Raw genomic sequence first — 21,343 nt, forward strand, 5'->3', positions numbered from 1 at the left:
TTCTCCCCACTTATTATATTTATTATTTGCCGATCGCTTATCATTTCTCTATCCTTGCATGAATGATGGAAGCCATGTGGTTATGGCAGGTACATAGCTGATAATCAAAACATCTAACGTTAAAATACCTAAGTACAGCAACACCGGTCGAGTCAACTGACTCATTTTTATTTTAGCAATTTGACAAGCCACCACTAGATTTACGGCTACCGGTGGAGTTAACATGCCGATCGCTACGTTAACCACCATTATGATCCCGAAGTGCACCGGGTCAATTCCAAACTGAAGAGCAATCGGAGCTAAGATCGGTGCAACAATAATGATGGTGATTAGAGCTTCCATGATCGTTCCTGCAATAAATAAGAACACATTGACTAACAGTAAAAACACAATAGGATTATCTGAAAATTCGGCTATCGCTTTTCCCAGCTTTTGTGGGACTTCTTCGATCGTTAAAATATAACCAAAGATCGAAGCATAGGCTACAATCATCATGATCACGGAAGTCGCAAGACTGGATTTTGCAAAAATAGGCATTAAATCTTTCCATTTAATCTCACGATACACAAACATCCCAACGGCAAACCCGTAAACTACGGCAATAACAGACGCCTCTGTCGGAGTAAACCAGCCTTTATAAATACCCCCGAGAATAATGAAAGGCATGAGGAGAGCTAGCGCCGAGTCTGCAAAAGCTTTCCACAAATCCTTCAACCATTGACGTTTGCTTGTACGGTTGACAACGTCATAGCCTTTCACTCTTGCAACAATGATGATCGTCAGAATGAGGGAAAGACCAATCATGAGCCCTGGAATGAAACCGGCTAAGAATAAACTTCCAACTGATACATTCGCTACTAATCCATAGATGACCATAGGAATGGATGGTGGAATAATGACCCCTAGTTCACCCGAAGCGGCACATGTAGCTGTGGCAAAGTTTTTCGGATAACCCTTCTTCTCCATCGCTGGGATTAGCGTTGAACCAACCGCAGCTGTTGTCGCAGAGGATGAGCCCGAAATGGTTGCAAAAAACATGGATGTTAACACAGCCACCGAACCAAGACCGCCTCTGAACCAACCTACCAAAACATTTGCTAAGTTTATAAGACGTCTGGACATGCCGCCGGTCTGCATCAGGTTGCCCGCCAAGATAAAAAAGGGGACTGCCATCAGAGCAAAAGAATCCAAACTTTCAAATACGGATTGTGCCACTGTAATGAGAGGAATATCTTTCATATATAAGGCAACTAAGGATGCGAATCCCAAACAAACCGCAACCGGAAGACTTATGAATAAGAAAACCAAGAAGGATATGAACAATAATGAAATCATACGGCTATCTCCTTCCTGTTCTTCTGGTAATCTTCTAAAGCCGTTTCTATTTCTGCGTTTAGTTCTTCATCTGACGTATCAAGAATATTTTTTTTGTTAACATAGATATCAACTAGCATTGTAATCGTATTCAATACAGTTAAAGCTGCGCCAACGGACATCGCGGAATATACGTAAAGCATCGGCACCTTCAGGACGGGAGCCTTTTCGGAAAGACCGAATTGGGCCATTTGTAGACCAACCCAAAAAATGCAGGCATAGAATACAAGAGCAATAAGATGAGCGCCTACTTTTATTATTTTGCCAACAGACGGAGGAACGGCCTGAACCAATAGTTCAACAGCAAGCGAATCGGATTTACGCGCCATAACAGCTGCTCCTACAAAAATAGCCCAAATCATGAGATATCTTGCCAATTCCTCAGTCCATGGCACAGATGCCTGAATACCCATTGCGCCGAGAACAAACCGAACCAATACCTGCAAAAATACAACGGCAGTCATAAGTACTAATGCGGTTCCGGCAAGATACTCCATCACCTTATTTAACTTGTCTACGAGTTTGATGAATAACAAAATATCAACCCCTTTCTAACGTCGGCTTGAAGGGTGAAGATGGGGGCATCCCCTGCCCCCATCACCATCAAGTATCAGTCGATTTACTTCTTGGCAGCTTCAATTTCTTCCAGGAGCTGCTTTCCGTTCGGAATATCCTTCAAAATCACATCGTAAGCTTTGTTGGTTTGCTCCTTCAAAGCTTTGACGTCGGTTTCAATTACCGTAACGCCAGCTGTCTTCATCTTTTCGAGCGAATCACTATATTCTTTCTTGTAGTATTCGGTTTGGAAGGCCAATGCTTCTTTAGCCGCTTCTTGAACGATTTTTTGTTGATCCGGGCTCATCTTATCCCATTGGATTTTGGACATGGTTAAGATCAGCGGTAAATAATGAATCTTGGTCATGTTATAGTATTTAGCCACTTCAATAAATTTGTCCATAATAAACTGGTCGGGAGTCGTGTCCCCCCCATCAACAACACCTTGCTGCAGGGACAAATATACTTCGGAATAAGCCATTGGTGTCGGTTGCGACCCTAGCAGCTCATAGGCTTTGATGTGCCCTGGAGCCTGCATCGTTCTAAGCTTTAATGATTTCATGTCTTCAGGCTTATTAATGGCTTTGTTGGCGAACACGTTGCGTTCCACTACGCTCATATACCCCAACCCGACGAGTCCATGCTGTGGCAGCAGATCCAGATATTTTTGACCTACGGGGCCGTTAAGCACCTTATTCGCTTGATCTATACTGTCAAACAGGTAAGGCAGGTCGAAAATGGTTAATTCCGGAACCGTATTTACTAGGGAGGCCTGATTCGTAATCGACAAGGATTGGACTCCTGTACGCATGGATTGAATCATTTTCGAGTCCCCGCCTAACTGGGACTGAGGAAACACCGTAATTTTAATAGAGCCATTCGATTTCTGTGAAGCAAGCTCCGCCATCTTATCTGCCATTACCTGAAAGTGGCTATCCTGAGCAAGCACATGGCCAAATTTTAGCTCTACGGTCTCAGCCTTGGCTGCTGTCCCGCCAGCTCCTTGACTGCTGGTTGCTTGAGAGCTGGTACCGCAACCGGCTAATATGGTGCTCAATGCCATTACGGCTGCTAATCCTAAGGTTAAACGTCTCTTTATCATAAAATTACCTCCATGTCATAGTGATACTAGGATCTAACTGATCACTCTTACAGATAAAGCCAGGCCACAAGCCTGGCTTTATGCAGATACCTTTTAAATATGAACGTATAATTGATTCTCCTCAACGGAGACATCGTACCGTTCTACAGTTACATCATATGTCTTTGTCCTCATCTTCGGGTCGGTAATCATGCAGCCTGTCTTAATGTCGAATTCCCATTGATGCCAAGGACAGCGTACGAGTTCACCTTCACGCTCGTATGCAAAATCTCCCGGGCCGTTAGAAGTAATATACGATGCCGTAATACCTGAGCAAAGCTCGGCTCCCTGATGCGGGCAGGTGTTGCGAAGCGCATAATACTGCCCCTCTATATTATAAATACCGACGCTGCGTCCTTCGGCTTGAATAATCTTCTTCGAACCTTCAGGAATCTCGGATGCCATTCCTACCAGAAACCGGTTCATACCTGTGTACCTCCCTGTTCGATTCTTCGTGCAGGGAGTTCGTATAAGTCCGCTGCATTCTGATAGAAGATTCTTTCCCATGTCGCATCATCCAATTTGGGGAACGTCAACAACGGTGAATCAAAATCCCAATGCGGGAAATCGCTGCAGTACATCATGCATTCATCGGCATAAACAGCCTTCATCATTTGCTGGAACAGCTCGGTGCTTGGCGGTGCCTCAATCGGCTGCGAGGTCACTCTAACATTGCTGCGGAAATATTCGCTAGGCGCTTTTTTCACCCATGGTGTCTGGAAGCGAAGGCTTTTCCAGTCGGCATCGAGCTTCCATAAAAAAGGCGCGATCCAAAACGCTCCGGCTTCCTGAAGCACGACCTTCAACGTCGGGAATTTCTCGAAGACCCCTTCAAAGATGAAGCTGGCCAGGTGTGCCATCATCACCTGCGGTCTTGCAGCCCTGTACTCGGGATAATAAGTGACGTAACCTGCGCCTGTCGGTCCTGTATTGATGCCGAGCCCTTCCGTAAGCACGTGGATGTTAAATGGTAGGTTATGCCGGACACAAGCCTCATAAATCGGATGGTAAAAACGGTTTCCGTATGGCTTCTCAGCACCGCTCGCCACGATAACCTGAACCATGTCCGGATGCGAACCGATCCGGTCGATCTCTTTGGCTGCCAGCAGCGGATCCTGCTTCGCAATGAACGCGGAGCCTTTCAACCTGCTGTCCTTCGAAGTCCAGTGCTCTATTGTATAGTCGTTGAGTGCGGAACAAAGGGCTGCTGCGTAGTCAGGATCTGGCGATGCCTGGAACGAGTAATCACTGCCGGTTAATATACCGTACTCGACATTAAACGGATCCATATGCTGCGTTCTCAAGTATTCCATGTCACCGCGACCGCCAGTAGGATTGGATCCATCAGGAGGAGTAGAGTCCACTGTCAAGCCCTGTACCCCTCCGTTTAAGTAGATTGGGCCTGGAAGCCGCCATCCCCATAAATCAATCTGATCACGGTAGAACCTCGGCAAATTGTCTTTTATTGCAGAGACTGGGGCAAGATGATGAACGTCACAGTCAATAATGGAGCGTTTCATTCGAACTTTCTTTTCCGGTGTTTTGGATTCAGATATTGCCATATTTTACCACTCCTTTGATGAATTAAAAACTACTATGTGGGTTATGCGTTATAAGTACCCCTATCCAACATCATCAGTTTGTCAGACTTACTCGTTTTTCCAATTCTACAATGCAAATGATCCCGTCCCCCTTTCAAGCAAGCCTTCCAGTATGGCAGTACTTCCTTTTTTCATGAAATAGCGCCCTTCTCTTTATGTATTTACTGGAATCGCTTTCATTAGTTTGAAATCATGTCTTTCAGCCATCTTTACTGCTCTTTAAATCAATGACTGAAATCACTGGATTTCACATATGAGATATTATGTTTTGTATATATGCAATATATTACTTTGTATCCGCTTTCTTGTCAATGATAAAATTCCTCAAATTTCATATACAAGGAATTCATTTTCATATATGATAAAAAGTGCAACGTATTCTACTGATCTTATGGCTAATACATAGAGCCTTCAGAGCCATAAAACCATTGTTTCTCGTCACTTTTGTGGACATCGGATATGTTTTTTATTGAAGGTGAGTTTGTTTCGACAAGATAAGAGCATCATCGAGGACTCCTTACGCCGCGGCTGCTCTACCGAATAAACGATTCGAACAGCTCGAGATGGAGTTGGGATTTTATCGTAGTATTTAAGGGAACACTGTAGTCGGAATAGATTCGGGGATGGTTTGGATCTTGATTCTCGATGTTAGCTCATCCAGAATAGACAACTTCTCTACTCCGGCAGGACAAACACCCAATGATAGGACATTATACTTAGACCGTGCCTGCTATGCTATAATTAAGTTATCATCATGTACATATGGGGGTTGTCCGATGAAAAACAAACCATTTATGCCTGTCAAATCGGCAGACCGAGTGTTTGATATATTAGAAGAGCTAGTCAAGCATAATGACGGGCTTCATATTCGAGAGCTGGGCAAAAAGCTCAATATTGCGGATAGCAGCATCCATGCGTTGGTGCATACCATGCTGCAAAGAAGATACTTAAAGATGGATGAGTCCCGTAAGCTTTTTCTCGGATCCAAATTTTATCAATTTTCCAATATGATGTCTGCCACTCCTTTAGTTCCAATCGCCAAACCTATTATGAAACAAATCAAAATTAAATTTAACGAAAATGTCCACTTGGCTGTTCTAGACGGCTTAGATATCGTCTACGTTGCTTATGAAGAATCAACCAATCCCCTGCGCTATCATATGGAGGTTGGCAGGGCTCAAAGCGCTTATGTTACGGCTGTTGGTAAGATGCTTTTGTCCGCTCATTCCAATGATCAGATCAGGATGCTCTATGCGGGATATACATTTGAAAAAATGACCCCCAATACGATCACCAACTTAGATGACCTCATTGCTGAACTGGAACGAATACGAGAGAGAGGTTACAGCAAAGATGATGGAGAATCCTATGAAGCCTGTATCTGCTTTGCTGCTCCCATCTATGATTCCACCAACCATATGATTGCCAGTATGAGCATCTCTATTCCGTTCGTCACTGCTCAGGAGAAAAGAGAACCCGAAATGATCGCTACCATCAAAGAAGCGACAAACCGAGTCTCCTCCTTGCTTAAGGACAATTAGTACTAGCAGATAACGACGCGAACCCAGCTACCTGAAAGGCACTGGGTTCCATCGTATAGATCTCATAGTGTTATTAAACAATCGGGTTTTAATAGATTACGCTTCAACGTCGTCCGCAAGGAATCCTCTTTTGTTCTTTACACTGGAGTAAATGCTAAAGATCATAATAATAATAGCAATCACAAGTAAAGTACCAGAAATAGGGCGGTGGAAAAAGCCCATCATGTCACCCTTGAAGAACATTAACGATTGCAGCAATGACGTTTCTAACATTTTACCAAGAACGAACGTCAGCACGAGAGGCGCCAACGGAATATCCAATTTTTTCATAAAATACCCTACAATACCGAACAAGAACATGATCGCTACGTCCCAAAGGTTATTATTTACGCTATAAGCTCCGATTACGGAAACAACAATAATCATAGGATAAAGCAATTTCCCTGGAACCATGGCAATTTTCGCCCACATCCCCGCCATAGGCAAGTTCATGATAAGAAGAATCGTATTTCCGATGAACATGCTGGCAATAATCGCCCAAACAATGTCAGGGTTGGTTTGGAATAACGTGGGGCCTGGTGTAAGGCCATGCATGATAAAAGCTCCAAAAAGAATAGCAATCGTAGGTGAACTTGGAATTCCCAGTGTGAACAATGGAATCATAGCCGATCCGCAATAGGCATTGTTCGCTGTTTCAGGTCCTGCAACGCCCTCGATCGCACCTTTACCGAACCGTGAAGGGTCCTTTGCAAGCTTCTTCTCCAAGGAATACGACAGAATAGCAGGAATAACGGAGTTTGAACCTGGAATGAGACCTGTTAAAAATCCAATTCCGGTGCCTCGGCCTATCGCCTTTAAAGTAGGCGGCCATTCTTCCCGTCTAGGGAGAAGTCCTTTTACCTTGGCAGGTTTTTGCGCCTTCGACATGTTTTCCATCCCGAAAAGCACCTCGGAAATTCCGAACAAACCCATCGTGATCGTGACAAAATCCAAACCGCTCATTAAAAAGGGCTGACCTAAATCAAAACGCACTGCTCCTGAAATCGTGTCCATCCCAACCAAGGACAAGATCAAACCCAGAAGGGCAGAAATCAATCCGCGAATTAATGATTTTCCCATTAATCCAATAACCATGACCAGACCTACTACAATCAGAGCAAAAAATTCCGGAGGACCGAATTGTAAGGCCATTGCAGCGAGTGGCGGGGCCACAAATACGAGACCTAACGTCGTGAAAATGCCCCCGATGAATGAACCGATACCCGCAACCCCGAGTGCAGTTCCAGCCCGGCCTTGTTTGGCGAGCGGATGACCATCGAGACAAGTGATAACGGAGGCCGCTTCACCTGGAGTATTAATCAAGACGGAAGTGATGGTGCCTCCATAAAGGGAACCGTAATAGATACCTGCTAGCATAATGATGGCAGATACAGGTTCCATCGAGAAAGTGATCGGTAGCAAAAGAGCTGTAGCAGTTGTAGGGCCTAGGCCGGGCAATACGCCAACCAGCATCCCTATGGTAACTCCAATTAAACAGTATAGAAGATTCCACCAACTCAGCGCTGTCTCAAATCCCATTATTAGTTGTGTAAACGACTCCAAACTATTTCCTCCTTACCATCCGAGTGCGTTCACAGGTAGTGGAACACCCAACAACGTATAAAAAACATAAAATACAAATAATGAAGTGACAATCGATATACCTAATGCCGAATACCATTTATATTCGCGAACCAACGAGATGAACAGTAGCACAATAGCGGAAATAACAAACCCAGCAAAACCTACAATCGCAATAAATACGAGGAGCGATCCAAGTGCAACAAGCACACTTATTAATGGCCTTCCTTTGGGCAATATATCCGTAAAATAAATCACACTTTTTTTAATCGATTCCCACATATACAAAAGAGAGAGTACAATTAAAGCGCCGCCTATCCATCTAGGCAGAAATCCGGGTCCAGGACCGGAAGAGGTATAGTAAGGATAAGATAAAGACTGCCAAAACATAAATATAGAAAATACGAGCAATAGTAAAGACGCCCACAAACCCGCGTTTCTCAATCCTACACACCCTTTCTCAGAAGTAGAGGGTCAAACCGTAAAAGGGGAGGGGGAAGTGACCAGATCATGCCCCGCCCCCATTCCTAGTGACTATTACTTTTGCTTTTTAACGACTTGTACAATAGCATCCAATGCTACAGTATCATTCTTGATCATTTCTTCAAATTCTGCTGCATTTAAGTAATCAATAAACAGGTTTTGTTTATTCATGAAATCAACAAACTTTTGATCCTGCACTGCTTTACCAACAGCTTCTTCCAAAATTTTCACAATTTCATCCGGAGTGTCGTCAGGTACTGCAATACCGCGGTAAGTTCCGGCCCAATCAACGTTAATTCCTTTTTCCTTCACGGTCGGCACATCTTTAAAGAATCCTTCAAGTCGGTTCTCATTCATTACAGCGAGCGGAAGCAAATCTCCACTTTCAATTTGCGATTTTACTTCGCCAGGATTGTAAATCCCGAATTCAGCTCTGCCGCCGAGCACCTCTACAACCGCCTGAGCTGTACCTTGGAAAGGAATCGTAACATAATCCAAATCTGCCGCTTCAGCAAATGGAGTACCATACAAGCTAGGCGTGGAGGATGAAGCAAAGTTCAGCTTTCCAGGGTTCGCTTTGATATCGCCAAGCAGGTCCTCAAACGTCTTATATTTCGATTTGGAGGAAACGACGATCAAGGCAGGGTCTCTGTTGAGGTTTGCCACAAACTTAAAATCGCTTGTTTTAAATGGCGCGAGGCCGAGCAGCGGATTCGAGACAATCTCACGTGTCGCCACTACCATTTTGTACCCGTCGCCTTTGGCTTGAGCGACTTCATTCGTTCCTACTGCACCGGAACCTCCTGTTTTATTGACAACCACTACATCTTGTCCAAGCACAGGCTTCAGCGCTTCAGCTATAGCACGGCCTACAAGATCCGTTCCACCGCCGGCAGCGTAAGGAACGATAAGCTCGATTGGCTTTGTAGGGAATTTAACAGCCTCTTTTGGTGCACTCCCTGAATCTGTCGAACCTCCTGATTGATTGCCACAGGCTGAAGCCAGTACAGTTACTCCTAGAAGTAATCCAGCCGAACCAAGTTTCATTGTCTTTTTCATATTATTTCCCCCTAGTTTAAATTAAAATTTTTATAATATACCATAGGTTTGAAACGCTTCTGAAACCTTCATGCCTTCGCGAATTTTATCGCGAACCAAATTTTCTCCGCTGACCTTATCCAGGGCCTGCTCAATGACCTGCTTTTCTATTGCCTTCGGAACCACGACAACCCCATCCATGTCGCCAAAAATGAGATCTCCCGGCTGAATGGTAACTCCACCACATTCGATCGTAACGTCGTACTCAATCACTTCATTTCGTCCCAAGGAGTCGGTAGGCCGAAAACCTAAGGAAAATACCGGGAATTTCAAATCCAGGATTTTCTTGGCGTCCCTAACCATCCCGTCAATAATGGCCCCTCTGCCGCCAGCAACCTGTGTTGCTGTTGACATCAGTTCTCCAAAAAAGGCCGAACGCTTGGAACCGCTTACCGCCCCGACGAATACCTCGCCTGGTTGAATGGCGTCCAGTACTTGAATCTGCTTCTCATACGGTTTATCGGGAATCCGATGGACATCAGCCACCTGGACCGTTTTGGCTCGACCAACGACAACCATATCCGGGATCAACGGCCGAATATCTGGATACATGGTCTGATTTCGGTAACCTAGAGAATCCAAAATATCGGAAATGACGGCGGAGTACAAACTTTGCTGCAGTGTGTCATAATATGACTGAGGCCACCCTGGCAATTCCTCTCACTCCCTTCTTTCATTATACTCTGCGTGTGGACATATCATTTTTTCATCCGCCACCAGACCTTGATATGTTTGCTAAAGATTTGTTCTGCTTCATTAACGTCACCGTTTTCTAGAGAACGGAGAAGCGGAATGTGACTATCCGCAATCGCTTCCAAATTCGGAAAATAGATCTGGGTCGCGACCGCAATGAATCTTTTGATTTGGATATTGATCTGATTCCATAATTGAGTTATTACTTCGTTGCCACAGCGTTCATAGAAAAAACCATGGAAACGCATGTCATACTCCATTAGTTGGAATACATCATCCTCTTGGGCACATCTTTTCATTTCAAGATACAATTGGTTTAAATGATCTAAATCGCTTGACTTCAAGGTAGGGATTGTTTTCTTTATTGCATATCCCTCAATCAGTTCCCGCATTTCGTAAATATGATCTATTTTTTGCTGCGTGATATCGGATACGAACGAACCCTTATGATGCTTGCTGATAAGCAAGCCTTCTTGTTTTAGCCGTTCCATGGCCTCTCTAACTGGGGCCTGACTAATACCAAGAGAATTGGCTATATCCAAAACAACCAACCGGAAACCAGGATAAAGTTCTCCCGTTAAGAGCGCTTTTCTTAAAGACAGATAGACGCGTTCACTGAGTGAATCCCCTTCTGGATCCAATTTAAGCGTTATCATGTTTCAGCTCCTAGAACCCCTATACTATATTATCGATAATTTTATCCAGAAAATTATCGATAAAATTAACGAGAGTTATGCTCAGTCGATTACAGCAATTAATCCATGTGTACCAATACTCTGTTATTTTCAATCGATACGTCATACACCTTTACTCTGTATCGATCAGGGTCGACCAATGCCTTACCCGTCTTCACGTCGAACTCCCATCCGTGCCAAGGGCAAGTCAGGATCTCGCCCTCTCTTCCATAAATGTACTCATGTGGCTTGGATTCCAATGTCGTACCTGTAAACTTACCTTTACACAGTTCGACTTGCTGATGAGGACACACATTACGGATAGCATAATATTCATTACCGTTGTAGTAGACGCCGATGCTTTTTCCCTCAATCGTTGTAATCTTGCAGGCTCCAGCTTCCAACTCTTCTACTCCGACTACATCGTGCTTCGTCATTTCGCTACACCTCCTGCTAGTAAACCTCTTTCTTGCAGCTGATACATCTCAGCAGCGTTCTCGTACGCTACGCGGCGGCGCATCTCTTCAGGCAATTTATTGAGCACAAATAATGGCGTGTCATTATCCCAGTGCGGGTAGTCCGTCGAGAACATAACCGTTTTTTCTGCATGCATCAATTGGAACATTTGTACCAGTTCCTTATTATCCGGCTCTTCGATCGGTTGGGTCGTCAAGCGGACATGCTTAAGGATATATTCGCTTGGTTTATACTTCAACCATGGCACTTCATTGCGCATTGCTCGGAAGTTTTTGTCCATTCTCCACATCAGATGCGGAAGCCATGCCAAACCGCCCTCGATGAATGCCACCTTTAATGTTGGGAATCTTTCGAAAACGCCTTCACATACGATACTATTCAGCTGCGACATATGATGGATGGCCAGGATGTTGTGCCGTTCAAAGTTCGTCGTCGGATACCCTGCTGCCGTAGTGGAGGGGTTAATTCCGTCTCCTTCGCCGCCGCCGTGAATACCAATCACCAGGTTGTTACGTGCTGCCGCTTCGTAGATCGGGTAGTAACGGCGTTGTCCGTACGGTTCGCGCGATGCGGATGTCAGAAGCACCTGAACCACTCTCGGATGTGAACCCAGACGATCGATCTCTTTTGCTGCGAGCAGCGGGTCTTGCGTAGCTACCACGATGGAGCCCAACCAGCGCTCATCGCTCGGAATCCACGTGTCCATCGTATAATCGTTGAATGCGGAAGCCAGCGCTGCAGCATAATCCGGATTGTTGTGGGCAGAGATCGAAAGCAGGTTGCCGGTCAGAACGGCTCTCTCTATATTGTAGCGGTCCAGCAAATCGACCTTCGCAAATTCTGGGTCTGAACCCGATGGAAGTCCGTTGCCTGGAGCTGCATCATTGCGTTCCAATGGAATAGGGCGAAACATAAGAAACGGAAGCGTTGCATTGTGGGCCTTCAGTCTATCCCACCATACCCGCGGCATATAAGGCTTTAAATCATCGTAGCTTTTGACTCCTTGGTGCACATCGCAATCGATAATTCCATGATTAAACTTAGAAGCTTTCTTCGTCGTTGACGCTTCCATACATTCCAACCTCCTATTGTTGTGATACTAGTAAAGCGTCAATACTTGTAACCGGTTCCAACAGAGTGCTTATATGATGCGTTCCTCTTTCGTTGGAAACGTTTAAATATTTCGCATCACTTAGTATCTACGACTTGCCGTGACGAACGGCCTGTCCACAAATACCGCTTGACTAAAGTCTCATTGATCAACTATGGTATAGCTTCCTAGCCTTTCACTTCCTTTTGAACATCTCAACAGGGAGTAAATAATACCTTTATTCCATATGATCATTTTTGTTCAGTAAATTAAATTACCGAAATAATGGAAGCTAATATCTAATATATTAGTTTTCATTTGATAATTCACATTATATCACATATAAAGCTTCTGTCAATTTATTTTTGATCATTTTGTGTCTTATGCTTTGAACGCGAGTGTATGGAAAGTCGCGGACCACTATCGCATGGATTATGAGATGACTGAATGGTTCTTGTTAATCGTCAAGAAGGTTGTTCTTTTCTAAGAACGGTACAAAGCGGGACATGCTCAAGGCATGACCCCTCTAGAACCGGAGGCGTATACATGTCATACTAGATATGAGGATAGGCAGTCACGAGCATCGCTTGAAATAAGCCTCGCTGCGGTAGTCATGAATAGTCTTCAACGGTATGATGTTTAATTTCGTCGATATGCAGTTCCATTAACTGTATGGCCTCTTCTAAGTTCGAATCGTAAAGAGCTCCCAAAATCTTCTTGTGCATTTCGTTTGCTTTCCTAGGTCTGTCATAATTCTTGGTAATAATAACCCCATACCATTTAATCTTCAATTCCAATGTGCCCATAATGGATACTAATAATTGATTATTGGAATGCTGAATAATCGTTCGATGAAGATTCCTGTCGGCCTCAAAAAAAGGCTTCATATCTCCTTGATGAATCGCCTCTTCCGCTCTGTCTGCTTCATCGATCAATAACTGAATTTGACTTTTAGGCATTATACGTGAAGCTATGGTAATGGCTTTAAGCTCCAAAGCTTTCCTTACATCATATAAATCTTCGATATCCTTTACATTTGGCATATTGACAAAGGAGCCAGATCGAGGCTTAACATCAATCAGACCGTCTTGTTTCAGCCTATTAATCGCATCCCGAAGCGGTGTTCGACTAACCCCTAACTCTTTGATGATATCTTCATAGATGATTTTTGAGCCTGGTTTTAGCTCATTGTTTAGTATTTTATCCCGCAAGTACCCATATACACGCTCATGAAGATTACTGTTGTCAAATATAATCATCTTATCACCCTCTTGTTCAAGGTGCATGTCCAAAGTATATCGGATTCATGCACCCGTTTCATTCTCGTGATCTCTAAGTGCAATTTTACATGTAGAAATGTAAAATGTAAAATATCAGACTGTTTATCCTCTTAGTTTAAAGTAAACTTGCTTTGAATGTCATTGGGAAATTAACCCGTGGTTTTCTGCAATACGCAGCACACCATATCCAGCCAAGTGATTCATGGTTTGCGATTCTACAGGAATGATATCTCCCTCGTACTTCTCAAAGGCAAAAAGCAAGGCGAGCGCATCCCTTACAATCTCTTTTCCCGCTATATATACCGGAATCTGTTCTGAAGCGGCAATGGCCGAATGATGAAGGATGGCCCGGAGATCTTCAGCGAAAATAACCCCCATAAGCATATTTGCTTTCTCATTCACGCTAAGCTCTGAGAATTGGTCCAATACTCGAATGGAAAATGCCGCGCGGCTTAGACCCGCTTGTTTGGCATGCTGATATCCTTGAATTACCCGGTCCGGGAGCAATGTCGTGGCATAAGACTTATCCACTGCATTTGCGATAATCGTATGATTAGACACGGCCGAAAGAAGCTCACCTGTAAGGGTTGTAAGACTTTCCGTTATGCGTTCCTGCGAATCGAGGAAAACAAATTTTGTATGCGAGCCGGGCAATATGAAGAGTGCAGGTCCTACTACATTAAGCTTTCCCACTAATGCAAAGGTTTCTACCTCTTCTCCCCTCATAATATCAATAACCTCATCCTTTGCTGCAGAAGAAGGAGATATGCTTTTCACTCCGGGGACAAACCATATGTCTTGATCGACGATTTCAGGAAACCGCTTGCAAACCATGCTTTTTGAAAGTGACTCCATTCCTGCAGGTGAGGGGATATGCGGTACTTCCACAAGCCCCACATTCGATGTAATCATACCTGAAGCTGCAATTAAATCAATGGAATTTAAATTCAAATCATTGGTTTGTAATACCCTTGTAATCAGTTCGCTGATCGTCGATTTCAACTCTTCGTTATGACCGTTAATTACGGTGGTTCTAACTCCAACCTCGGCGGATAGAGAGTCAACGACATCGTAACCCTTCCATAAAACAACACGGGTATTGGTCGTTCCGGTATCAATGGTTATTCTGAACATCGCAACCAGCCTTTACATTAAATTCTACCGAATTTACGAAGCAACTCCTCTACAGACGCACCTTTCAATATTTCTTCCCGGGTAGCGATTTCCTTATCCGCCTGTTCACGCGCATTGGCGTATACCTCTTCCAATTGTTGATAAGGGACAACAGCAACACCGATCTCGTCAGCCACAATAAGATCGCCAGGTTGAACAATAACCCCGCCGCAGCTAATAGGAACGTTAATTTCTACGGGCTCTTTTCTTCCAGAATACGCCGTGTGTGCGGCCCTTGGACCAGAAACCTTCGCAGTGACAGGGAATCCAAGCATTCTAGATTCGTCCGTATCTCTGCAGCTTCCGTCAATCACCGCGCCTACGACACCTGCGTTTCTTGCTAAACCTGACATTAAACCTCCCCAAATAGAGGTTTCCGTTTCCCCGAATGCATCTATTACGATTACGTCACCAGGTTTGGCAACCTCGAACACTTCCAAGCAATCCACAATATCGCCTGCGGTTAATTTGACCGTAATCGCGGGACCAATGATCTTCTTCTCTGCCGCTTTTGGTTTCATATCATGCCTCATGACTTGATTACGCTGCATCGCATCACCGACCACACACGATAACGATAACACATCGTCCATATCACGAAAAGGCTTGATTTTAGATTCATCAATCTCCGGTCTAGGATTAATAATTTTTTTCATATAAGCTCCCCATCTCTTCATTATATTAGGTAAACTTAATCACTTTCAAAACTACTCAGGCCTAGCTCTTGGCTTAAAAAACAAAAGTACCCATCGTAACAAGTCGATAGATACTTTTGTGTATAATGCGGTTTGTGTGGATAACGTCTATCTTGCTATATTAAATCATCAATGTGCGTATCAATTTTAGTACAGCAAGTTTCTTTCTGGAATATTGTGTTTTTCGCAATATTCTTTATAGAGCTTCAATTTAGTAAAGACATCGTCTTGATAGAATACCTGATCGTTATCGTCCAAATACTGAATGGTACCCTCTAGGATGAACAGAGTGATCATTTCTTCTTCGCCATCAATAACAAGCGTATGAATGTCACCCGGTGGCTCATAAACAAACGTACCCGGTTTAGCAACCCATGTTCTTTCCAGGTAGCGCCATTGGCCTTGAATCGTGTATGCCATTACTTGACCGCCGGTATGACGGTGACGGTTTACTGTACCGCCCGGCAATACTTTCAACAGGTTAATCCAGCGTCCTGTAGCCAAATCAAAACGAACCGGTTTAAACCATACGCGATCTGTTTGTGGAACCCAAGGAATCTCGTCAATATCAATTGCCTGATCCGGTAATCCAACCATCTGTGTGAATTCGTCTAAAGTTTGTGCCATTTGTAATCTCCTCCAAATTTTGTTTTATTGTTGTTGCTATATTATGCAGGTGGGAATAAAGAAGGGTCACCTGCAAGGAGTCCGCCGTCTACAGGCAGAACAGCACCCGTAATAAAGCTCGCATCCATTGAACTTAGAAAATCAATCGCCGCAGCAACTTCTTCCGGCGAACCAAAACGCCTTTGCGGAGTTCTCGAAAGGATTCTCTCCTTAAAGACAGGATCTCTCGTAGCACCAGATGACAATGGTGTCTCGATATATCCAGGGCTAACAGCGTTGACACGAATATTAAATTCAGCCCAATCTACTGCCAAGCATTTTGTAATCTGAACTATTCCACCCTTTGAGGCAGCGTAGGACAGCAGATTCTTACTTCCATAATGGGCTAGCATTGAAGCAAAATTAACGATTGCTCCGCCGCCGCCTTCGGCCATAAATGGTTGAACCGCTTGACACATGTAAACGGTTCCATTTAGATTAACATCTAGGACTCCTTTAAGCTCCTGGTCCGTTACTTTTACGTTAGGAGAACGTCTGATGATTCCCGCCGCGTTAACCAGGATATGAATACTCCCTAATGCTTCGAAGACCTTCTCTGCAACTTCTCTGGCACTCTCTTGGTTAGATACATCGGCCGTAAAGAAATGCACATCGTGACCTTCAGCTCTTAACCTATTTTTCTGTGCTTCTCCGTTTTCCGCTGCAATATCGATCATAGCAACGGTCAAGCCTTTTTCGACAAATCGTTGGACAACGGAAAGGCCCAGACCTGACGAACCGCCAGTAACAATTGCCACTTGTTTTGAGCTCATGCTTACACTCCTATCTATTGTCTTCTGGTCATTCGTATCCATTACTAGTCTACAACAGAGAGTGGATAACTTTGAAACCTGTTCCCATTGATCCTCCCCGTTCATTTCCTATCAACGAATTCCACTAACATAATCTAATATCTAATATATTAGTTTGTTTCTATAAATAAGATTATAACACACTTATACCGTCTGTCAAATTCTTTTTAATCCTCTCCATTGAAACCAAAATATATACTCTTTGCTATCGTCGAAGCCAACAGAAAAAATGATCTCATGGGTTACGCTGGAGATAGCGGATGCCACAAACAGCTATTAAACCAACTCTTTATTGAAGAGAGTGAAGTCTCCAGTGTTTCAGTCCACAACAACTATAAGTATTACTATACAAAAAGTCCCTTAGAACGAATAGTTCTAAGGGACTTTTTGTATAGTATGCGCGTAGAGGGACTTGAACCCCCACGGTCGCCCGCCAGATCCTAAGTCTGGTGCGTCTGCCAATTCCGCCATACGCGCGTAATGAAAGTGAGCCATGTAGGACTCGAACCTACGACACCCTGATTAAAAGTCAGGTGCTCTACCAACTGAGCTAATGGCTCATACATGGCTGGGGATCTAGGATTCGAACCTAGGCATGACGGAGTCAAAGTCCGTTGCCTTACCGCTTGGCTAATCCCCAACAATATGTATTGAATGTTACTGGTGCCGCCGAGAGGACTTGAACCCCCAACCTACTGATTACAAGTCAGTTGCTCTACCAGTTGAGCTACAGCGGCATAATATGGTGGAGGCTGACGGGATCGAACCGCCGACCCTCTGCTTGTAAGGCAGATGCTCTCCCAGCTGAGCTAAGCCTCCATAAGTGGTGACCCGTAGGGGATTCGAACCCCTGTTACCTCCGTGAAAGGGAGGTGTCTTAACCCCTTGACCAACGGGCCTTATATGTATGGAGCTTCCAACCGGAATCGAACCGGTGACCTCATCCTTACCATGGATGCACTCTACCTACTGAGCTATGGAAGCAAGTATGGCTCCCCGAACAGGACTCGAACCTGTGACAACTCGATTAACAGTCGAGTGCTCTACCAACTGAGCTATCAGGGAATAATGCTTGGCGACGTTCTACTCTCCCAGGACCCTGCGGTCCAAGTACCATTGACGCTGGAAGGCTTAACGTTCGTGTTCGGTATGGGTACGCGTGGTTCCCTTCCGCCATCATCACCAAACATATTCAGGTTTGCGCCCTGAAAACTGGATCGAAACAAAGCATGCTGAAGTTCATGTATTTGGATAAGCCCTCGACCGATTAGTATTCGTCAGCTCCACACGTTGCCGCGCTTCCACCCCGAACCTATCAACCTCGTCGTCTACAAGGGGTCTTACTAATTGGGAAATCTCATCTTGAGGGGGGCTTCACGCTTAGATGCTTTCAGCGCTTATCCCTTCCGTACTTAGCTATCCAGCCGTGCCTCTGGCGAGACAACTGGTACACCAGCGGTACGTCCATCCCGGTCCTCTCGTACTAAGGACAGCTCCTCTCAAATTTCCTACGCCCACGACAGATAGGGACCGAACTGTCTCACGACGTTCTGAACCCAGCTCGCGTACCGCTTTAATGGGCGAACAGCCCAACCCTTGGGACCTACTTCAGCCCCAGGATGCGATGAGCCGACATCGAGGTGCCAAACCTCCCCGTCGATGTGGACTCTTGGGGGAGATAAGCCTGTTATCCCCAGGGTAGCTTTTATCCGTTGAGCGATGGCCCTTCCATGCGGTACCACCGGATCACTAAGCCCGACTTTCGTCCCTGCTCGACCTGTTTGTCTCGCAGTCAAGCTCCCTTATGCCTTTGCACTCTTCGAATGATTTCCAACCATTCTGAGGGAACCTTAGGGCGCCTCCGTTACTCTTTAGGAGGCGACCGCCCCAGTCAAACTGCCCACCTGACACTGTCCCCATACCGGATCACGGTACCAGGTTAGAACTCCGATACGATCAGGGTGGTATCCCAACGTCGCCTCCACACAAGCTGGCGCTCATGCTTCTCAGGCTCCCACCTATCCTGTACAGATCGTACCAAAGTCCAATATCAAGCTGCAGTAAAGCTCCATGGGGTCTTTCCGTCTTGTCGCGGGTAACCTGCATCTTCACAGGTATTAAAATTTCACCGGATCTCTCGTCGAGACAGCGCCCAAGTCGTTACGCCATTCGTGCGGGTCAGAATTTACCTGACAAGGAATTTCGCTACCTTAGGACCGTTATAGTTACGGCCGCCGTTTACTGGGGCTTCGGTTCACAGCTTCGGATTGCTCCTAACCGCTCCCCTTAACCTTCCAGCACCGGGCAGGCGTCAGCCCGTATACTTCGCCTTGCGGCTTCGCACAGACCTGTGTTTTTGCTAAACAGTCGCTTGGGCCTTTTCACTGCGGCCCCCTCGGGCTATTCACCCTACCGAGGCACCCCTTCTCCCGAAGTTACGGGGTCATTTTGCCGAGTTCCTTAACGAGAGTTCTTCCGCGCGCCTTAGCATGCTCTGCTCGCCTACCTGTGTCGGTTTGCGGTACGGGCACCTTCTCCCTGGCTAGAGGCTTTTCTTGGCAGCCTGAACTCATGACCTTCGGTACTGTAATTTTCCCTCCCCATCACAGCTTAGCCTTAATGATGTGCGGATTTGCCTACACATCAGCCTTACTGCTTGGACGAGCATCCATCAGCTCGCGTCACTATCCTTCTGCGTCACCCCATTGCTCATAACGGTTCACGGTGGTACAGGAATTTCAACCTGTTGTCCTTCGACTACGCCTTTCGGCCTCGCCTTAGGTCCCGACTAACCCTGAGTGGACGAACCTTCCTCAGGAACCCTTAGGCTTTCGGCGGATCAGATTCTCACTGATCTTTTCGTTACTCATACCGGCATTCTCACTTGTAACCAGTCCACCAGTCCTCACGATCTAGCTTCAACCCGATTACAACGCTCCCCTACCCCATGACGTCATAGACGTCTAGTCATAGCTTCGGTGGTGTGTTTAGCCCCGTTACATTTTCGGCGCAGAGTCACTCGACCAGTGAGCTATTACGCACTCTTTAAATGGTGGCTGCTTCTAAGCCAACATCCTGGTTGTCTGTGCAACTCCACATCCTTTCCCACTTAACACACACTTGGGGACCTTAGCTGATGATCTGGGCTGTTTCCCTCTTGACAATGGATCTTAGCACTCACTGTCTGACTCCCGGGATAACGTCTGTGGCATTCAGAGTTTGACTGGACTTGGTAACCCTTGGCGGGCCCCGCACCCAATCAGTGCTTTACCTCCACGACGCATCTCCCGAGGCTAGCCCTAAAGCTATTTCGGGGAGAACCAGCTATCTCCGAGTTCGATTGGAATTTCTCCGCTACCCCCACCTCATCCCCGAATTTTTCAACATTCGTGGGTTCGGGCCTCCAGTGCGTGTTACCGCACCTTCACCCTGGACAGGGGTAGATCACACGGTTTCGGGTCTACGTCCACGTACTCAAGCGCCCTATTCAGACTCGCTTTCGCTGCGGCTACGGCTTCTCACCTTAACCTCGCACGGGAACGTAACTCGCCGGTTCATTCTACAAAAGGCACGCCATCACCCATTAACGGGCTCTGACTTCTTGTAAGCACACGGTTTCAGGTTCTTTTTCACTCCGCTCCCGCGGTTCTTTTCACCTTTCCCTCACGGTACTGCTTCACTATCGGTCACCAGGGAGTATTTAGCCTTGGCAGATGGTCCTGCCGGATTCCCACGAGGTTTCACGTGTCTCGCGGTACTCGGGATCCGTCTAGGGTTTTCGCAGAATTTCAGCTACAGGGCTTTTACCTTCTTTGGCCGGCCTTTCCAGACCGCTTCACTTACTCTGCTCAACCCACATTGACGTCCCACAACCCCAGAAAGCAAGCTTCCTGGTTTGGGCTAATCCGCTTTCGCTCGCCGCTACTGACGGAATCACTTTTGTTTTCTTTTCCTGAGGGTACTTAGATGTTTCAGTTCCCCTCGTATGCCTCCAATGCAGCTATGTATTCACTGCATGGTACATGCGAATTACCACATGCGGGTTCCCCCATTCGGACATCCCCGGATCAAAGCCTGCTTACGGCTCCCCGAGGCATTTCGTCGTTCGCCACGTCCTTCTTCGGCTCCTGGTGCCTAGGCATCCTCCGTGTGCTCTTTATAGCTTAACCAATGCTTTGACATGAAGTCTTAGCGTAGTTATAGATCAAAGATCTAAGGATGATTCAGCATTGTTACTTTGTTTCGATATCCAGTTTTCAAGGAACAAACTTTGTTTATTCGCTACCGTTTCACCGGCAGGAACGATATCTTAGCATGTCCGCCGCGGCCGATGCAAGCATCAGCTTTTGACATTTTTGCCAAGACCGAAA

General features: G+C 45.6%; 18 protein-coding genes, 8 tRNA genes and 2 rRNA genes. 1 reads left to right on the top strand and 27 read right to left on the bottom strand.

The genetic code is table 11. The features are described from left to right. Positions 1-48 precede the first annotated feature (48 nt). The 5 genes from JOE45_RS14230 to JOE45_RS14250 all read right to left on the bottom strand — a co-directional run bounded on the left by JOE45_RS14230 (position 49) and on the right by JOE45_RS14250 (position 4,632). Complete coding sequence (locus JOE45_RS14230) at positions 49-1,335, bottom strand: TRAP transporter large permease (protein WP_210019595.1); 1,287 nt, start codon at positions 1,333-1,335, stop codon at positions 49-51. Beyond that, positions 1,332-1,910 (bottom strand): TRAP transporter small permease, encoded by a 579-nt coding sequence (locus JOE45_RS14235; RefSeq protein ID WP_210019594.1) that lies wholly within the window; start codon positions 1,908-1,910, stop codon positions 1,332-1,334. Before JOE45_RS14235 ends, JOE45_RS14230 begins: the two co-directional genes overlap by 4 nt. An 83-nt stretch (positions 1,911-1,993) precedes the next feature. Continuing rightward, positions 1,994-3,031 (bottom strand): TRAP transporter substrate-binding protein, encoded by a 1,038-nt coding sequence (locus tag JOE45_RS14240; RefSeq protein ID WP_210019593.1) that lies wholly within the window; start codon positions 3,029-3,031, stop codon positions 1,994-1,996. A gap of 93 nt (positions 3,032-3,124) precedes the next feature. After that, a complete protein-coding gene (locus JOE45_RS14245) occupies positions 3,125-3,496 on the bottom strand; it encodes a Rieske (2Fe-2S) protein (RefSeq protein WP_210019592.1) in 372 nt (123 codons plus the stop codon). Continuing rightward, positions 3,493-4,632, bottom strand: a complete 1,140-nt coding sequence (locus JOE45_RS14250) for an amidohydrolase family protein (protein WP_210019591.1) — start codon at positions 4,630-4,632, stop codon at positions 3,493-3,495. The genes JOE45_RS14245 and JOE45_RS14250 overlap by 4 nt, the downstream gene beginning before the upstream one ends. An 815-nt stretch (positions 4,633-5,447) precedes the next feature. Between JOE45_RS14250 and JOE45_RS14255 the strand changes: the two genes are divergently transcribed. After that, a complete protein-coding gene (locus JOE45_RS14255; protein WP_210019590.1) occupies positions 5,448-6,212 on the top strand; it encodes an IclR family transcriptional regulator in 765 nt (254 codons plus the stop codon). A 96-nt stretch (positions 6,213-6,308) separates the two neighbouring features. Here JOE45_RS14255 and JOE45_RS14260 read toward each other — a convergent pair whose 3' ends face one another. The 22 genes from JOE45_RS14260 to JOE45_RS14365 all read right to left on the bottom strand — a co-directional run bounded on the left by JOE45_RS14260 (position 6,309) and on the right by JOE45_RS14365 (position 21,142). Beyond that, positions 6,309-7,814: a tripartite tricarboxylate transporter permease gene (locus JOE45_RS14260; RefSeq protein ID WP_245246976.1), complete on the bottom strand. Its 1,506-nt coding sequence runs from the start codon at positions 7,812-7,814 to the stop codon at positions 6,309-6,311. Between the two features lie 12 nt (positions 7,815-7,826). After that, positions 7,827-8,276 carry a tripartite tricarboxylate transporter TctB family protein gene (locus tag JOE45_RS14265; RefSeq protein WP_210019589.1) on the bottom strand — a complete coding sequence of 150 codons (450 nt, stop codon included), beginning with the start codon at positions 8,274-8,276 and terminating at the stop codon, positions 7,827-7,829. Positions 8,277-8,369: 93 nt separating this feature from the next. Next, entirely contained in the window at positions 8,370-9,374 is a 1,005-nt protein-coding gene (locus JOE45_RS14270) for a tripartite tricarboxylate transporter substrate binding protein (RefSeq protein WP_210019588.1), read from the bottom strand. Positions 9,375-9,404: 30 nt separating this feature from the next. Beyond that, positions 9,405-10,067: an RraA family protein gene (locus tag JOE45_RS14275; protein WP_210019587.1), complete on the bottom strand. Its 663-nt coding sequence runs from the start codon at positions 10,065-10,067 to the stop codon at positions 9,405-9,407. Positions 10,068-10,111: 44 nt separating this feature from the next. Then, complete coding sequence (locus JOE45_RS14280) at positions 10,112-10,762, bottom strand: GntR family transcriptional regulator (RefSeq protein ID WP_210019586.1); 651 nt, start codon at positions 10,760-10,762, stop codon at positions 10,112-10,114. A gap of 98 nt (positions 10,763-10,860) precedes the next feature. After that, positions 10,861-11,217, bottom strand: a complete 357-nt coding sequence (locus JOE45_RS14285; RefSeq protein ID WP_210019585.1) for a Rieske (2Fe-2S) protein — start codon at positions 11,215-11,217, stop codon at positions 10,861-10,863. Beyond that, the gene (locus JOE45_RS14290; RefSeq protein WP_210019584.1) at positions 11,214-12,329 is read right to left on the bottom strand and encodes an amidohydrolase family protein; all 1,116 of its coding nucleotides are present in this window, start codon (positions 12,327-12,329) and stop codon (positions 11,214-11,216) included. The genes JOE45_RS14285 and JOE45_RS14290 overlap by 4 nt, the downstream gene beginning before the upstream one ends. Positions 12,330-12,958: 629 nt before the next feature. Further along, positions 12,959-13,606: a GntR family transcriptional regulator gene (locus JOE45_RS14295; RefSeq protein WP_210019583.1), complete on the bottom strand. Its 648-nt coding sequence runs from the start codon at positions 13,604-13,606 to the stop codon at positions 12,959-12,961. Positions 13,607-13,765: 159 nt separating this feature from the next. Beyond that, positions 13,766-14,761 (bottom strand): 2-dehydro-3-deoxygalactonokinase, encoded by a 996-nt coding sequence (locus JOE45_RS14300; RefSeq protein ID WP_210019582.1) that lies wholly within the window; start codon positions 14,759-14,761, stop codon positions 13,766-13,768. Positions 14,762-14,778: 17 nt separating this feature from the next. Continuing rightward, positions 14,779-15,456: an RraA family protein gene (locus JOE45_RS14305; RefSeq protein ID WP_210019581.1), complete on the bottom strand. Its 678-nt coding sequence runs from the start codon at positions 15,454-15,456 to the stop codon at positions 14,779-14,781. Between the two features lie 186 nt (positions 15,457-15,642). Further along, positions 15,643-16,122: a 2,4'-dihydroxyacetophenone dioxygenase family protein gene (locus tag JOE45_RS14310; protein WP_210019580.1), complete on the bottom strand. Its 480-nt coding sequence runs from the start codon at positions 16,120-16,122 to the stop codon at positions 15,643-15,645. Between the two features lie 41 nt (positions 16,123-16,163). Continuing rightward, positions 16,164-16,934, bottom strand: a complete 771-nt coding sequence (locus tag JOE45_RS14315; RefSeq protein ID WP_210019579.1) for an SDR family NAD(P)-dependent oxidoreductase — start codon at positions 16,932-16,934, stop codon at positions 16,164-16,166. A gap of 436 nt (positions 16,935-17,370) precedes the next feature. Then, positions 17,371-17,450: transfer RNA gene (locus JOE45_RS14320), tRNA-Leu, on the bottom strand. 10 nt (positions 17,451-17,460) lie between these two features. Further along, positions 17,461-17,533: transfer RNA gene (locus JOE45_RS14325), tRNA-Lys, on the bottom strand. 5 nt (positions 17,534-17,538) lie between these two features. Beyond that, positions 17,539-17,613 (bottom strand) — tRNA-Gln (locus tag JOE45_RS14330). A gap of 21 nt (positions 17,614-17,634) precedes the next feature. Further along, positions 17,635-17,710 (bottom strand) — tRNA-Thr (locus JOE45_RS14335). Positions 17,711-17,716: 6 nt separating this feature from the next. Next, positions 17,717-17,792: transfer RNA gene (locus tag JOE45_RS14340), tRNA-Val, on the bottom strand. Between the two features lie 5 nt (positions 17,793-17,797). Beyond that, positions 17,798-17,872 (bottom strand) — tRNA-Glu (locus JOE45_RS14345). A 9-nt stretch (positions 17,873-17,881) separates the two neighbouring features. Next, positions 17,882-17,957: transfer RNA gene (locus JOE45_RS14350), tRNA-Thr, on the bottom strand. 5 nt (positions 17,958-17,962) lie between these two features. After that, positions 17,963-18,038, bottom strand: a tRNA-Asn gene (locus JOE45_RS14355). Between the two features lie 5 nt (positions 18,039-18,043). After that, positions 18,044-18,160 (bottom strand): 5S ribosomal RNA (gene rrf, locus JOE45_RS14360). A 60-nt stretch (positions 18,161-18,220) separates the two neighbouring features. After that, positions 18,221-21,142, bottom strand: a 23S ribosomal RNA gene (locus JOE45_RS14365). Positions 21,143-21,343 lie beyond the last annotated feature (201 nt).

The sequence above is a fragment of the Paenibacillus sp. PvR098 genome (genome assembly GCF_017833255.1).
Classification (GTDB): domain Bacteria; phylum Bacillota; class Bacilli; order Paenibacillales; family NBRC-103111; genus Paenibacillus_G.